This window comes from Paraburkholderia ginsengiterrae (assembly GCF_001645125.1).
Lineage (GTDB): Bacteria > Pseudomonadota > Gammaproteobacteria > Burkholderiales > Burkholderiaceae > Paraburkholderia > Paraburkholderia ginsengiterrae.
On the sequence record NZ_LXKA01000382.1, the window covers coordinates 185,076 to 199,426 of the forward strand.

The 14,351-nt window shown below is 62.9% G+C and carries 13 protein-coding genes; 6 read left to right on the forward strand and 7 right to left on the reverse strand.

Going from position 1 to position 14,351, the window contains the following annotated elements:
• Positions 1-31 precede the first annotated feature (31 nt).
• On the forward strand, positions 32-3,088 hold the full coding sequence (locus A6V37_RS37125; RefSeq protein WP_064286892.1) for a peptidase domain-containing ABC transporter: 3,057 nt from the start codon (positions 32-34) through the stop codon (positions 3,086-3,088).
• Positions 3,088-4,443, forward strand: a complete 1,356-nt coding sequence (locus A6V37_RS37130) for a sigma-54 interaction domain-containing protein (protein ID WP_064265253.1) — start codon at positions 3,088-3,090, stop codon at positions 4,441-4,443. Before A6V37_RS37125 ends, A6V37_RS37130 begins: the two co-directional genes overlap by 1 nt.
• A gap of 28 nt (positions 4,444-4,471) precedes the next feature.
• Here A6V37_RS37130 and A6V37_RS37135 read toward each other — a convergent pair whose 3' ends face one another.
• Together A6V37_RS37135 and A6V37_RS37140 are read right to left on the reverse strand one after the other, a co-directional pair.
• On the reverse strand, positions 4,472-5,242 hold the full coding sequence (locus A6V37_RS37135; protein WP_064286897.1) for a PP2C family protein-serine/threonine phosphatase: 771 nt from the start codon (positions 5,240-5,242) through the stop codon (positions 4,472-4,474).
• Between the two features lie 5 nt (positions 5,243-5,247).
• Positions 5,248-5,535, reverse strand: coding sequence for a hypothetical protein (locus A6V37_RS37140; RefSeq protein WP_064265255.1), 288 nt, complete (start codon positions 5,533-5,535; stop codon positions 5,248-5,250).
• Between the two features lie 469 nt (positions 5,536-6,004).
• Here A6V37_RS37140 and A6V37_RS37145 point away from each other — a divergent pair, with 469 nt between their 5' ends.
• Together A6V37_RS37145 and A6V37_RS37150 are read left to right on the forward strand one after the other, a co-directional pair.
• Positions 6,005-6,514, forward strand: a complete 510-nt coding sequence (locus A6V37_RS37145) for a lecithin retinol acyltransferase family protein (RefSeq protein WP_064265206.1) — start codon at positions 6,005-6,007, stop codon at positions 6,512-6,514.
• A 54-nt stretch (positions 6,515-6,568) separates the two neighbouring features.
• Positions 6,569-6,820: a hypothetical protein gene (locus A6V37_RS37150; RefSeq protein ID WP_064265207.1), complete on the forward strand. Its 252-nt coding sequence runs from the start codon at positions 6,569-6,571 to the stop codon at positions 6,818-6,820.
• On the opposite strand, the gene A6V37_RS37155 is transcribed toward A6V37_RS37150, so the two are convergent.
• On the reverse strand, positions 6,817-7,689 hold the full coding sequence (locus tag A6V37_RS37155; protein WP_064265208.1) for a LysR substrate-binding domain-containing protein: 873 nt from the start codon (positions 7,687-7,689) through the stop codon (positions 6,817-6,819). The two genes, A6V37_RS37150 and A6V37_RS37155, sit on opposite strands and share 4 nt — an antisense overlap.
• Before the next feature lie 253 nt (positions 7,690-7,942).
• Here A6V37_RS37155 and A6V37_RS37160 point away from each other — a divergent pair, with 253 nt between their 5' ends.
• Positions 7,943-8,407: a hypothetical protein gene (locus tag A6V37_RS37160; RefSeq protein ID WP_064265209.1), complete on the forward strand. Its 465-nt coding sequence runs from the start codon at positions 7,943-7,945 to the stop codon at positions 8,405-8,407.
• Positions 8,408-8,510: 103 nt separating this feature from the next.
• On the opposite strand, the gene tehA is transcribed toward A6V37_RS37160, so the two are convergent.
• The gene (gene tehA, locus A6V37_RS37165; RefSeq protein WP_064286893.1) at positions 8,511-9,512 is read right to left on the reverse strand and encodes a dicarboxylate transporter/tellurite-resistance protein TehA; all 1,002 of its coding nucleotides are present in this window, start codon (positions 9,510-9,512) and stop codon (positions 8,511-8,513) included.
• 273 nt (positions 9,513-9,785) lie between these two features.
• Between tehA and A6V37_RS37170 the strand changes: the two genes are divergently transcribed.
• Entirely contained in the window at positions 9,786-10,550 is a 765-nt protein-coding gene (locus A6V37_RS37170; RefSeq protein ID WP_064265211.1) for an IclR family transcriptional regulator, read from the forward strand.
• A 38-nt stretch (positions 10,551-10,588) separates the two neighbouring features.
• Here the strand turns inward: A6V37_RS37170 and A6V37_RS37175 are convergent, their stop codons facing one another.
• From A6V37_RS37175 to A6V37_RS37185, 3 genes are read right to left on the reverse strand one after another with little or no spacing between them, the layout of a single operon-like run.
• Positions 10,589-11,413: a citryl-CoA lyase gene (locus A6V37_RS37175; protein ID WP_064265212.1), complete on the reverse strand. Its 825-nt coding sequence runs from the start codon at positions 11,411-11,413 to the stop codon at positions 10,589-10,591.
• Between the two features lie 2 nt (positions 11,414-11,415).
• Positions 11,416-12,615 (reverse strand): CaiB/BaiF CoA transferase family protein, encoded by a 1,200-nt coding sequence (locus A6V37_RS37180; protein WP_064265213.1) that lies wholly within the window; start codon positions 12,613-12,615, stop codon positions 11,416-11,418.
• 38 nt (positions 12,616-12,653) lie between these two features.
• On the reverse strand, positions 12,654-14,087 hold the full coding sequence (locus A6V37_RS37185; RefSeq protein WP_064286894.1) for an MFS transporter: 1,434 nt from the start codon (positions 14,085-14,087) through the stop codon (positions 12,654-12,656).
• Positions 14,088-14,351: the final 264 nt, after the last annotated feature.

Consider the following 14,351-nt stretch of genomic DNA (forward strand, 5'->3'; position numbering starts at 1 on the left):
AACGATACGCTGAATCGAGGTCCGCAAGCCCATGGACGCCCCCCAAACCGCGCCTTCCGCAGCCGAGTTTCTAGCCTCGGTGGAAATTCTGTCGCCGTTCTCGCGCGATGAGATCGAGCGTCTCGCGGAAGATGCGCAAGCGCGTTTCTACTCGTTCGGAGAAACGGTCTGCTCGGCGGGCGAAACGGCGGACGGCCTCTACGTGATTCGCTCGGGTTCCGTGCGTATCTTCAGGGAGGAGCACGGGAAGGAAACCAGCATGGGCGTGCGCAAAGCGGGCGAGATATTCGCCGACATCGCCATGTTGCGCACGTATGTTCACGAAGCGTCGGTGCGGGCGTCGGCGAAAACCGAGCTGCTGTTCATTCCGCGCACCACGATCGAACCGGTGATAACCGGCAATCAGGCCGCGTTGGCGTTTGTCGCCAGCTATGTCGCGATCAATTCGGCGGGCGGTTTCGTCGCGCAACTGTTCGATCTGCGCGGCAAACTGAACAAGGCGGAACTCGAAGAGTATGTGCGCAGCGTCGGCGTAAAACGCGTGGCGGCGGGCAAGGAAATTCTCAAACAGGACGGACGCGAAGACCGGCGGCTGTACGTGGTGCGCCAGGGCGCAGTGCGTATCGTGCGGCACGAGGAGGGCCACGACTATACGCTCGCCACGCTCGGTGAAGGCGAGATATTCGGCGAGAAAGCCTGCCTGATGCGCCAGGAGCAGATGGCGTCGGCCGTGGCGGCGACCGACACGCGGCTGCTGGTGATTCCGGAGCGAACGGTCCACTTCATTCTGGAGCGCAATCCCAAGCTGCGTGAAGTGCTCGACGAGCGGATTCGTTACGGCGACCGCGAGTTGCAGCGGCAAAAGCGGCTCGAACAGCGGCGCAAATTGCCGCTGATGCTCGACTTGCAGAGCCAACCGGGGTTGGGCGAGAAAGTCATCAAACGCTTCGCGCTGGTCGAACAGGCGGAGGAGATGGATTGCGGCGCGGCGTGCCTCGCGATGGTGTGCCGCCACTACGGCATTCCGATGACGCTCGGCAAATTGCGCGAACTCGCCAATGTGACGACCCAGGGCGCGACGCTCGACAGCCTCGCCCGTGCGGGCGAATCGCTCGGATTCACGGCGCGCGGCGTGCAATGCACGTTCGATTCCTTGCGCGGCTTCGATCTGCCGTTCATCGTGCATTGGGAGGGTTACCACTACGTGGTGGTGTACGGACTCTCCAAAGACTATGTGTGGGTCGCGGACCCGGCCGTCGGTTTCAAGAAAATGACCGTCGAGGATTTCGAGCGCGGCTGGAGCGGCACGTGCCTGTTGTTCACGGGCGGCCCGCATCTGCTGCAAATGTCCGCGGCCCGTTCGCCGTGGATACGCTTTGTCGGCTACCTCAAGCCGTACAAAAAGATACTCGGCTACCTGTGTCTCGCCACTTTCGTGATTCAGGTGTTGGGCGTGATTCCGCCGCTGATTATCCAGAACATACTCGACGGCGTGATCGTGCATCAGAACGTCAGCCTGCTGCACTTGCTGATAGGCGGCCTGATTATCGCCAATGTCTTTTCGCAACTGATGTCGTCGATACGCGCGTATCTGGCGAATTTCATGGTGCGGAACATGGACTTTGCGATGATGTCGCAGTTTTTTAAGCACACCATGTCGCTGCCGTTTTCGTTCTTCGCCAAGCGCAAGACCGGCGATATTTTCGCGCGCTTCCAGGAAAACCAGACGATCCGCGCGTTCCTCACCGAATCCACGGTCACTACCGCGCTGAATCTGCTGATGGTGTTCATCTACTTCACGATCATGTTCGTCTACAACGTGAAGATGACACTGGTGCTGATCGCGTTCGTCATTCCGATCATGGCGCTCACTGCGCTCGCCACGCCGAAGATAAAAAGCTATGCGCGCGAGGTGTTCGCGGCGTCGACCGAATCGAAGTCGTTTCTGATGGAGGCGCTCGCCGGCGTGGAGACCGTCAAGGGCATGGGCATCGAGCGGCCGGTGCGTCTGCGCTGGGAGAAGAAGTACGCGAAAGCACTCGAAGTGCAATATCGCGCGCACGCGTTCAACATTCTCGTAGGCTTGGGCAGTCAGTTGCTGAACGCCGCCACCACGATCGCCATTCTCTGGGTCGGCGCGACGCTCGTACTAGCGCGTGAAATGACGATTGGCCAGCTGATCGCGTTCAACGCGTTCATGGGGAGCGTATTGGGTCCGCTGATGGGACTGGTCGGTTTGTGGAGCATGGTGAACGATGCGGGCGTGGCAATGGAGCGCCTCGGCGACGTGCTCGACATCGAACCCGAGCAGAAGCCGCAGGATTTGCCCTCGCGTGTGATGCTGCCCGAACTGCAAGGGGAAATCAGCCTCAGTGGCGTCTATTTCCGTTACGGTGAAAGCGACTCGGCCTACGTGCTCGAAAACATCAGTTTCGACATCAAGCCCGGCGAGCTTGTGGCGATTGTCGGGCGCAGCGGGTCGGGCAAAACGACGCTCGCCAAGTTGCTGGTGGGCTTTTATACGCCGACCGAAGGCAAGATGACCATCGACGGCTACGATCTCGGCGTGGTCGATAAAGCCTATTACCGCGCCCAGATCGGCTACGTGATGCAGAGCAACCTGCTGTTCTCCGGCACGATCGCGGAGAACATCGCGAGCGGCGACGATGCGCCCGAGCGCCGCCGCATCGAGGAAGTCGCGAAGATGGCCGACGCGCACGCTTTCATCAGCAAGATGCCGCTCGGCTACGAACAGATTGTCGGCGAGCGGGGTATCGGGCTGTCGGGCGGGCAGATCCAGCGGCTGTGCATTGCGCGCGCGCTGTATCACGATCCGCGCCTGCTTGTCTTCGACGAAGCGACCTCGGCGCTGGATTCCCAGTCGGAAAGCAATATCCTCGGCAATATGCACGACATTCTGAAGGGCCGCACCGCGGTGATCATCGCGCACCGGCTCAGCACAATCATGCGCGCGGACAAGATTCTCGTGTTGTATGAAGGGGCGATCGTCGAACAGGGCCGCCACGATGAATTGATCCAGCGCGGCGGCATGTATTACCAACTGGTTCAAAAACAGTTGAGTGCGTGATCATGAAGATACTCGACCAGATTGAAGAGGCCAGCCCCGCGATTTCCTACGCGGGCCTGATCGAGCGGATCGAGATTCTGCGCTCGACGCTGCGCTGGTCGTCGCGGCTGGAGCGCGCGGATATCGACAAGTTGCTCCGGCAGGCCACTTCGTTACGCGACGAGGTGATGCAGCTATCGCACAAGGAGCGCTTCGTGCAGGCAGCCGTGGCCGCGGAACCGCAAGAGCGCGTGGAGCAATCGCGCGGCGCGCGCAGAAAGGCGCTGCTCGAGCGCAGTTTCATTTTCGAGGGGACGTTCGGCGACAATCCGCGCCTGCTCGAGTCGCTCGAAATCGCCGAAAAGGCGGCACCGACCGATTTGCCGGTGCTGATCGACGGTGAAAGCGGCACCGGCAAGGAGTTGATGGCGAAAGTGATTCACGCCAACGGCTCGCGCTCGGACAAACCGTTCATTTCCGTGAACTGCGGCGCGATTCCGGACAACCTGCTGGAGTCGGAATTGTTCGGGCATCGCAAAGGGGCGTTTACGGGGGCGTCGAACGATCGCAAGGGCAAATTCGAAAGCGCGCACACAGGAACCATCTTTCTCGACGAAATCGGCGAGTTGCCGCTCGCCGGCCAGGTGAAGCTGCTGCGCGTGCTGGAAGCGCATGAGATTCAGCGCGTGGGCTCCGATGAAACGATCGCGGTGGATACGCGTATCGTTGCGGCCACCAATCGCAATCTGCGAAAATTCAGCGAAGAGGGGAGGTTCCGCGAGGACCTGTTTTACCGGCTTAGCGTGATTCACGTCACGCTGCCGCCGTTACGCGAGCGTCGTGATGAAATACCGCTGCTGATCGCATGGTTTGGCGACGAAGCGGCCGGCACGCTCAAGCGCAGACCCGTGCGGATGACACCGCGTCTGCGCGATTTTCTGCTGAACTACGCGTATCCCGGCAATATCCGCGAGTTGCGCAACGTGATGTATCGCCTCTCGTGTCTGGCCGGCGAGATGGCCGATGTCGATCATCTGCCGCTCGACATGCGGCCGGCCGCGCCCGGTTCCGCGGCTTTGGCGAATGCCGCGAGCGCGACAGGCGTGGAGCCGATCAGCGTGGCGAATCTGATGTCGCTGAGCGATGCCAAGCGCGCCGCGAGCGACGACGCAGAGAAGGCGTTCCTCGAACGCGGCCTTCGCGAAGTGAGTGGCACGGTCGCGGAACTGGCGCGCCGTATCGACATGAACCGCTCGCATCTGCAAATGCTGCTGAAGAAGCACGGGTTGCATTCGAAGGACTTTCGCAACCGTGCTACGCCGTCCGCGACGAGCAACGGCGCCGACGACCGCGATGAAGACGACGGCGACGCGTAAGGCCGCGGCAGTCTAATGGTCGACCGGCTCAGGGCGCCGGATTCAGCAGGGTTTTGTCTGACGCATACGGATCCTCCGCACGCACCACGACTGCGGTGATGTTGTCGCGGCCGCCGTGCGTGAGCGCCAACTCGACCAGTTCTTCAGATGCGTTCTCGCGAGCCGCCTGGGTCAGCACCGTCAGCATTTCCGCTTCGCTGACTTCGTTGCTCAGGCCGTCGCTGCACAGCAGGAAGATGTCGCCGTCCGCGACTTCGATGGCGTCGTCGTCGAGTTCGAGCACGTCGGTTGCGCCCACGGCGCGCGTGATCATGTGTTGCGCGGGGTGATGCCGCGCCTCTTCCTCTGTAAGGACGCCGAGCGACTTGAGTGCTTCCACCTGACTGTGATCGCGCGTGAGTTGCCGCAGGCGTCCTTCGCGCAGCAGGTACAGGCGGCTGTCGCCCGCCCATACATAGCCGCAGAAGCGGTCGCAGGCGAGCAGCACGACGACCGTGCTGCCGATCCGCTGCACCTGGCGGCGTGCCGCCTCGTTCCTGAGCTGACGGTTGGCGGACTGCAAGCGGGCGTGCGCGTCGGCGATAAAGGCTTTCATGCTGGCCGGCGGCGCGAGACGGCCGAGTTCTTCGATCACCAGACGGCTCGCCAGATCGCCGACCGCATGCCCGCCCATGCCATCGGCGACGGCCCAGCGTCCGAGTCCGGACTGGTCGAGGCAGGCATCTTCGTTGATTTCGCGGACGCTTCCGGCGTCGGTGCGCGCGGACGACGTCCAGCGAAATTGGCTCGCACAGTTCACGACATTCACACCATATCGTTTCGGCTGCGTGCGTCGGGAGAAACGTTGATGTTCGAGTTCGAGCCGGTGTTGCGGACATCAACCGACTGGAACGTGTTGATCATCTGGTTAGCATAGAAGTTGTTGGTGACATCGTACAGGTTGACGACGGGTCCAATGCTCGGCGTTTGTGGCACGTAGGGCTGAATCCACCCATACACCCACGGGGCGCCGCCGCCGCCGCGGATTGCCGTCATCGCCTTACGGTCGAGCGCGAGGTTCAGCGAGAGATCGTTCACTGTGATGGATGCCATGTCGTTCTCCGGTTGGCCGCGTGTATCACGCACGCGCTGACGCGTGGTGAAAAAGGATTTGAACGAGATGGTGCAAGTGCTATGCCAATCGGCGGCCTGCTCACGCGTTTTGTCGTAGCCGGTTGATGGCTGGGCGATTGCGGGTGCTTGCGCATTCCACGTATTAGTAAACGCGCCTGCATGGGTCGGTTTGCAGCCAACAAGCACGAACCTGAACCGGTGCGCGACCCAACACATTCAAGCAACTCCCTGCCGTCCTTCTAGTGACCCGCGCGCCTCGCCGGGCGGTCGAAAATGAGCGCCGCACGCCAACACTTCGGCGCGATTTCTGTCGGCTGGCGTCGCACACTTACGCGATCGAAAATCCCCTGTTTTACCGCAAAGCCTTGTAGGTAAAGGCTTTTGCGCGCATGGCCCGGATGATGCGAAAGACCTCGCAACAGTGTTGGAAATCGAAACGAGGCCAGCCATGAACACCCACCCACTTCTGACGAGCAGCGAAAGCCGCGAAGACCGCAGCGACGCAGCGTCCACCATCGACCTGCCGATTGGCGCGCATCTCGTCACGCAACGGCGCGGTTACGAACATCACGGCATTTACGTCGGCAACGGTCGCGTGGTTCATTACGCGGGTTTTGCGAGTTCGGCTCATCGTGGCCCGGTCGAAGAAGTGGAACTGGAACGTTTTGCCGCCGGCCATCCACTGTCGATTCGCGTGGAACCGTCCGCCCGCTACGTCGGCGAAGAAGCCGTGCGCCGCGCGCGCTCACGTCTTGGCGAAAACCACTATCGCCTGCTGACGAATAACTGCGAGCACTTCTGCGCATGGTGCCTGCTCGGCAAGAGCCGCAGCGAACAGGTGCACTGCTGCCTGCGTCATCCGCGTACCGGCGTGCATGCGCTGGTGTGCCTCGTGAAGGCTTTTGTCGAGAGTAACGCTAAGGGTGCTCACGCACACGCTTTCGCGCAGTTGGCGTGAGCGAACGAGACCGAATTCAATGATTCACAAGCTCGCGGATTCCAGGAGACCATCATGATTGCCGCAGAAAAGACCTTGCACTGGGCCGTCGACAAGTGGCTCGCCCCGACCCCGTCGATGCCCGCACGCGTCGTGCGGTTTTGCCACCGCGCTTCGCAGCAACGCTATGTCTGCGTGGAAGCGTTGCGGCCGGGCGGACTGCTGTCGATTTTCTTCTTCCGCCATGACGACGGCTCGTGGAATGTGTTTCCGCAGCAGGCGGAGCGTCCGGCGATGAATGGACACCGCCGCGCGGCACTCGGTTAGCCTGGCGCGTTCGCTTCCCTAACGATCCACTGGTTGAACAGCACCATTGCCGGCGTCATCGGCTTGCCCTTCAACCATGTCAGCCAGTAACTGCCGGCGTGAACCTCCACCTCGAACGGGCGCACCAGCCGGCCTGTGTTGATCTCGTGATCGAACATCAGCGCGGGCGCGAGCGCGATGCCCGCACCTTGCATCGCCGCTTCGACCATCAGCCGCGACGAATCGAACACCGGTCCGCGAATCGGCCGGGGCGGGATGCCCGCGGCGCTAAACCAGCTCATCCAGTCGTCGGCGCGATAGGAGCGCAGCAGGGTCTCATTGGCGAGATCTTCCGGCTTCGACAGACGCGCGGCGATCTCCGGCGTACACAGCAGCGCGAGCGGCGCATCGAGCAGCCGCGCCGCGAGCGATCCCGGCCATGTGCCGTCGCCGAAGCGGATCGCGAAGTCGAGCCCCTCGGTGGCGAGGTCCACCAGATTGTTGTTCGTCAGCAGCCGCAGTTCGACAAACGGATGCGCTTCGCGAAACGATTTGAGCCGCGGCATCAGCCAGCCCACCGCGAACGTTCCCACTACGCCAACCGTCAGCACTTCGTGAAAGTGGCCGCCTTCGAATTGCTTGAGCACGGCTTCAATGCGATCGAACGCATCGGTTAGCACCGGGCGCAGCGCGAGACCCTCTTCGGTCATGGCGAGGCCGCGCGGCAGTCGCTTGAAGAGCGCTGTGCCCAACCGCTCCTCAAGCGTTCTCACCTGCTGACTGACGGCGGCCTGGGTGACGTTCAGCTCGAGTGCCGCGCGCGTGAAGCTCAAATGCCGGGCAGACGATTCGAAGGCACGCAGCGCGTTCAGCGGAAGATACGGTCGCATGGCGTAGGCATAAGATTTTCTTGTGAGTAGGCTAACTTATCACCGTTTGCGCCGCGTGACATCCAGCGAAGTATGCGACACTAGGGCCACACCGAAAAAAGGGCCACTGCGCGGGTACAGACCGACCGGCCTCGATTGATGCGGTGAGAAGTTGACTCTCCATGGAAATGCTCGACACCTTCTGCCGACGTTTGTCCAGGTAAGCCGTCGGCTTGTTCAACTGCGCATCATCTGCCGTGATTCGGAGTCCGCTATGTCCTTCTACGTTCTGGCGTTGCTGATTGGCGTCGTGGCCGGCCTTCGCGCGTTGACCGCGCCCGCCGCCGTCAGTTGGGCGGCGCACCTGGGGTGGCTGCCGTTGCAAGACACCCCGCTGGCATTTCTGGGCTTCACCGCCACGCCGTACATCTTCACGGTGCTCGCCATTGCCGAGCTCATTACCGACCAGCTGCCGAAAACCCCCAGCCGTACTGTGCCGATGCAATTCGGCGCGCGCCTCGTGCTCGGCGGGCTGAGTGGCGCGGCGATCGGCGCGGCGCATGGCAGCTTGCCGGGTGGTCTGATCGCGGGGTTGATCGGCGCCGTGATCGGCACGCTGGGCGGCGCGAGAGCGCGGGGCGCATTGGCGCGTGCGTTCGGGCGTGATCTGCCGGCAGCGTTGATCGAAGATGTGATCGCGATCGCCGGAGCGGCGTGGATCGTGACGGCGTTGCATTGAGGGGATTCAGCGATTGAATCGGCGAAACGCGGCGCACCTCGCTGATTCGATTCGACGGTCTATCGGGCCCGCGCTATGAGCTAAGCGCGGGTCGGCTCGGCGCTTACGTTGCCGCCCGGGCAGCGGTCGCAGGGGCCGCAGCGTTAGCCGTGGTGGCGGCGGGAATCAGCTTGCCGCGCAGCGCCAGGCCCAGCGTCTTCACTACCAGAATCGCGATGATCACGTTCGACGCGATGAACAGAGCCGGTGCGGCCCATTCAACCGGCCCCGTCGCGCCGCGTTTGACCATGCGCAGCACCATTGTCGGCAAAGCGGCCACGCCGAAGCTGAACGCCCAGTAGCCCGGCACGAACGTCTGCTTGCGGATCCACGGCAGCAAACGCAGCATCAGCAATGCCTGGTACAACCCGTAGCCGAGCAGGATCAGAGCGAACATGTCCGGTGTGCCGCTGCTCAGGCCCATGTAGGTCACACCACCCACCACCGGCGGCGCGAGCTGCACGCCAAGCGTCGGGCGCAACGCTTCGGGCAGCGCTTCATGCACGGCGGCGCGATGCAGGATCACCGATTCGATCGATAGCCACAACAGCAGGCCCGCGCCGAAGAACAGCTCGCCCAGTTGATGAAAACCGAAGGCGGCGGCAGCCGTGCCGGCGACAAAGCTCGGCGCGACCGTCGGCAGATAGATGGCCGGCGTGATGAGTTCAGGTGGGCGGCCGCCTTGCCAGAATCGTCCCTGTAGATACACGCCGAGCGCCAATTGTGTCACCACGGCCACGCCGAACAGGGCGAGCGCGAGGTGATATGCATACGGCTGCAGGAGTTGCGCCGCCAGCAGGCTGGACACAGGCCCGAGCGCCACAAACGACGATTGCACCGGATGCTGCAGTTCCGCGCGGGCGTCGGCGGCGCGCGCCAGCCACTTTTGCCCATATGCCGCCAGAATCACGAACCACACGGCCAGCGCCGCGACCGTCATGACCGTCCCCACGACGGCCGGCAGGTGCCAGACCCTGATCGCCAGGCGCCACAAATTGGCGAACGCCAGGGCGCCCACCGCGATTCCGAAGAAGCCTGCTGGAATCGTGCCACGAATATTGTTCATCACCGATTCTCCGAGAGTTGCGCCGCGCGCCGAGGTTCCGGGTCCGCGCGATCGATGACGTACTGTAAAAAGCCGCGGCAAAACGTTGAACGTGGCGGGCGCTCAACAAATTGCGCGATCGTCTCAACGTGCATCGGGCAGAGACTAGTCGTGTTGCATGGCGGTTATCGGTTTAGCCCCGGTTTTGAAGGGGGGCGGCGGCGCGTACGCGGCGGGTATGACAGCCCGGCGTCATGGCGTAAAATTTCTGCTTACCTTTAAGTGACGCAATCCATGCCAACGTCCGCGGAAAAATCCAACTCGAAGGAAGGCGAAGGCGTTGCCGTTATCGATCGTGCTTGCGCGATCCTGTTCGCCTTCGGGCCGGACGATGCCGCGCTCACCCTCGCCGAACTCGCGGCGCGCACGGGGCTCTACAAGAGCACGTTGCTGCGCCTCGCGGGCTCGCTGATCCAGCACCGCCTGCTGCTGCGTCTGGACGACGGCCGCTATCAACTCGGTCCCGCCACCTTCATGCTCGGGGCGCTGTATCAGCGCAGCCTGAACCTCGGCGATATTCTGGTGCCGCTCATGCGCGAACTCGCGGAAACGAGCGGAGAAAGCGTGTCGTTCTATGTGCGCGACGAGGAGGTGCGCGTGTGCCTGCACCGGGTCGATTCGAAGCATGCGGTGCGTTTTCACGTGCGCGAAGGCGATGTGCTGCCGCTGGAAAGCGGTTCGGGCGGCCAGGCGCTGCTGGCGTTCGGCGGCACGCTGGGTGGGCCGTTCGAGAAGATTCGCGAGGATTTCTACTGCGTGTCGATCGGCGAGCGCGACCGGGAGACGGCCGGCATCTCCATGCCGGTGTTCGGCGTGCGGCAGACCCTGCGCGGCGTGCTCACGCTGGCGGGGCCGAGTTCGCGGATCGACCATGCGTTCGTCGAACGCAATCTGGGTGCGCTGTTCAATTGCGCGGCGCGCGCCACCGACGCTTTAGGCGGCGATTCACGCGCCATGCGCCATGCGCAGCGGCGCGCGGTCGAAGTTCAAGGCAATTGATTAGCTCAGGACTGGCGGTTCAAGCCGGCGCAAGCGGCTCAAGGTAAATGACGATTGGGCTTGCCCGTGTACGTGTAAGCCATCTGACGCGGCATGGGTCCCTTGTTGCGCTCCTTGCGTCCGCGCTGCTCCCATGCGTGCGACAGAATGCCGACCGCACGCGACAGGCAAAACACGCCGCGCGCCAGTTCAGGTGCGAAGCCGAGTTCGGCGTAGATCACGGCGGTGGCGCCGTCGATATTCATCGGCACGGGCTTGCTCTTGCGCTGCATGAGCAGCGCTTCAATGCCGCGCGCGATTGTGGCGTACTTTCCGTCGACGCACGACTGCGCCACGCCTTCGTCCACCATCGCGAGAAGCCGCGGAGCGCGCGGATCGACCGGATGAAAGCGGTGCCCGAAGCCGGGAAGATATTTGCCGTGTGCCTCGATAAAAGCATCGACGCCTTGTTCCACAGCGTCTTCCAACGTTGCGCCCGCCTGCATGCGCGCGTCGATCGAGTCGTACAGTTCGACCGCCTGCTGACCGGCGCCGCCATGCACGTCGTCGAGCGCGTTGATCGCCGAGGCCATCGCGCCGTTCAGCGGCAGGCCGCAGCTGGTCGCCATCCGCGAAATCGCAATCGAAGGGGCATGCGGGCCGTGATCCACCGAGGCCACCAGCGCCGCTTCGAATAGACGCGCCTGCGCCGCATCCGGCAACTCGCCGCGCAACATCAGCCAGATCATCTGCGGAAAACTGATGTTGCCGATCAATTCCTGAATCGGAAACCCGCGCACGTTGATCGAGCCCGGGTGGATGTCGATGATCGAGGTGCTCCAGTAATCGGCGGCGAGCCTGGCGGCGTCGAATGCTTGCGTCATGTTCAGATCACTCCTTCGGCGCGCAGATGGTCGATGCGGGCGTCGTCGTAGCCGAGCGCGGCGAGCTGCGCGTGCGTATCGGCCGACAGAACCGGCGCGGGTGTGCTGGGCGCCGTGTCCGCATCGTGAAGACGAAAACCCGCGCGGGTCACGCGTTGCCGCTCGGTGGTGGCGCCGGCGGCAAATTCGCGGATAAAACCGCGCGATTCCAGATGGGGATGCGCGAGAATTTCCGGCACTGACATCACGCGACCCGCGGGCACGCCCGCTTCGAAAAATTTCGCTTCCCAGTTCGCCGCGCTGTCGTGGACCAACGCGGCTTCGATCTCCGCCTTCAACGCAGCGCGATTCACCTTGCGGGCGTTGCGCTCGGAAAAGCGCGAATCGTCGAGCAGGTCCGCGCGGCCGATCAACTCGCACAAACTCGCGAACTGCTTGTTCTCGTTGGCGGCGATGTTCAGCGGCCCGTCGCCGGTTTTGAAGGTGCCCGAAGGCGCGGCGGTGAAGTTTTCGTTGCCCATCGGCGTTGGCGTGACACCGGCGTTCAGGAAGTTCGAGACGACCCAGCCCATGGTCGCGAGCGTGGCCTCGAGCATCGAGACGTCGAGCAGGCGCCCGTGTCCTGTGGCACGCGCGTCGAGCAACGCGGCGCAAATGCCGAAGGCGGCGGTGAGGCCGCCAACCGTGTCCGACACCGGATAGCCGACGCGCAATGGCGCGCTCTGCGCATCGCCGGTCACGCTCATCACACCCGAGATGCCCTGAATGATCTGATCGTAGGCAGGGCGTTTCGAAAACTCCCCGTCCATGCCGAAGCCGGAGATCGCGCAATACACGAGCTTTGGATTGACCTCGCGCAGCGCGTCGAAATCGAGGCCGAGCCGCGTCATCACGCCGGGTCGGAAATTTTCAACCAGCACGTCCGCGGTCTTGACGAGGTCGCGCAAAATCGCTTTGCCGCGCGGGTCTTTCAGATTGAGCGTGACGGACTGCTTGCCCGCGTTCACCGCGACGAACGAGGCGCCCATGTTGCGCGCCGACGCGTCCTTGTCGGCGCCGAGCCGCCGTGCAAGGTCACCGCCTTCGGGGTGCTCGATCTTGATCACTTCGGCGCCGAGCAGCGCGAGCTGATACGCGCAGAACGGCCCGGCCAATACATTCGATAAGTCCAGTACCCGGACTCCAGACAACGGCAGCGACATCTTCAAAGCCTCTTGTGCAATACGGTTCAATGCGCGGTTCAATGCGAAATTTCGTCGAGATTGAGCTGATTGGTACGGGGTCCGAAGAGTCCGATCGCGCCCATCACCATCACCATCGACCCGCTGATCAGCGCGAATACGCCGCTCACACCGAAGTTCCGCAACGCGAACGCGATCATGAAGCCGGAGAACATCGCGGACAGCCGCGACATCGAGTAGACGAAGCCGACAGCGCGCGCCCGCAAACGCGTGGGGAAGAGTTCGGTCTGATACGCGTGATAACCGACCGAAAGCAGCGTACCGCTTAGCGTGATCAGCACGCCGAGGATCATCAGCATGGTGGGCGAGGTTTGCGTCGCGAACAGGCTGCCGAACACCGCGATGCCGAGCGCCGACAGCACGATCAAGGTTTTCCGTTCGATGCGGTCCGCGATCGCCATGCCCAGGAGCGGCCCGAACGGATTCGAAGTCGCGATGACGAACGAGTACAGCAGACTGTGCGTGATCGTCACGCCCTTGGAGACCAGCAGCGTCGGCACCCACGAGGCGAAGCCGTAGAAGCCGATCGCCTGGAACAGGTTGAACACCAGCATCGTGATCGCGCGTTTGCGATAGGGCGGCTGCCAGATTTCGCGGAAGGCCGCCTTGGTGGTAGCCGGTTCGACGGTCGGCACCGCGGCGGGGAGCGGCTTGCCGTATTGCGCGGCGACTTTCGTTTCCAGCACCTGCAGCGCCTGCTCCGCTTCGGCCACGCGTCCCTGTTGTGCGAGCCAGCGCGGGCTCTCCGGCACGCGGCGGCGAATCGCCCACACCACCAGGGCGCCGAGCGCGCCGATGATCACGACCCAGCGCCAGCCGTCCAGTCCGAACGGCGTGAGGGGCACCAGCAACCACGCCAGAAACGCGACCGACGGCACGGCGGTGTACTGCACCAGATGAACGAAGGCGAACGCGCGGCCACGCAGATGTTTCGGCACGAGTTCGCTGACATAAGTGTCGATGGTCACCAGCTCGACGCCTACGCCGATGCCGGCAATCAGGCGCCACAGATTGATGGCGGGCGCCGTGCTTTGCAGCGCCATGATCAGCGTGGCGGCGGAGTACCACAGCAGCGACACGGTAAACACGGTCTTGCGGCCATAGCGGTCGGCCATGCCCGCGAGAAAGAACGTGCCGATAAAGAGCCCGGCGAACGACGCCGCGACGAACGCGCCGAGGCCCGACACGCCGAAGAACGACGCCGTCGTAGTCGAGTAGACGCCGCTCTTGACGAGGCCGGGGCCGACGTACGCCGTGAAGAACAGATCGTAGAACTCGAACCAGCCGCCAATCGACAGCAGGAACACCAGCATCCACACCGCGCGCGTCGCGGGCAGACGGTCGATGCGCGCGTTCACGCCGGGCGTGAGCGCTTGCGCACCGGCGCTCGAATGGGGCGACGCGCCAGACGCGTCGATCGGCTGGCTAGCCATGGAGTCCTCCTTCACGTATCTCTCCAACGCATCGTTCTGTCAGATAGAACGATGTTCTATTTAATGAATGCGCCGAGATTAGTCGGAGTCGCGGCAGGCAGGAATTCGGGTTTTTACTTAGGGAGGGGGATTGCGGGCGGGAAGCACTTCATCGGTTCGGGCGTTTTGATCGCGACGACCATGAGAGGCCGTGGAATCGGACAATAGCCGACGCAATCGCCGCGGAAGTTCTTGCGGCGATCACGTCATCCTGCGATCAACGCG

Bases quoted from the DNA above. Each gene is read 5' to 3' on its own strand.
- A6V37_RS37125 (WP_064286892.1), top strand. From the start codon at position 32: ATGGACGCCCCCCAAACCGCGCCTTCCGCAGCCGAGTTTCTAGCCTCG.
- A6V37_RS37140 (WP_064265255.1), bottom strand. From the start codon at position 5,535: ATGGCATCCATCACAGTGAACGATCTCTCGCTGAACCTCGCGCTCGAC.
- A6V37_RS37145 (WP_064265206.1), top strand. From the start codon at position 6,005: ATGAACACCCACCCACTTCTGACGAGCAGCGAAAGCCGCGAAGACCGC.
- A6V37_RS37150 (WP_064265207.1), top strand. From the start codon at position 6,569: ATGATTGCCGCAGAAAAGACCTTGCACTGGGCCGTCGACAAGTGGCTC.
- A6V37_RS37155 (WP_064265208.1), bottom strand. From the start codon at position 7,689: ATGCGACCGTATCTTCCGCTGAACGCGCTGCGTGCCTTCGAATCGTCT.
- A6V37_RS37160 (WP_064265209.1), top strand. From the start codon at position 7,943: ATGTCCTTCTACGTTCTGGCGTTGCTGATTGGCGTCGTGGCCGGCCTT.
- tehA (WP_064286893.1), bottom strand. From the start codon at position 9,512: ATGAACAATATTCGTGGCACGATTCCAGCAGGCTTCTTCGGAATCGCG.
- A6V37_RS37170 (WP_064265211.1), top strand. From the start codon at position 9,786: ATGCCAACGTCCGCGGAAAAATCCAACTCGAAGGAAGGCGAAGGCGTT.
- A6V37_RS37175 (WP_064265212.1), bottom strand. From the start codon at position 11,413: ATGACGCAAGCATTCGACGCCGCCAGGCTCGCCGCCGATTACTGGAGC.
- A6V37_RS37180 (WP_064265213.1), bottom strand. From the start codon at position 12,615: ATGTCGCTGCCGTTGTCTGGAGTCCGGGTACTGGACTTATCGAATGTA.
- A6V37_RS37185 (WP_064286894.1), bottom strand. From the start codon at position 14,087: ATGGCTAGCCAGCCGATCGACGCGTCTGGCGCGTCGCCCCATTCGAGC.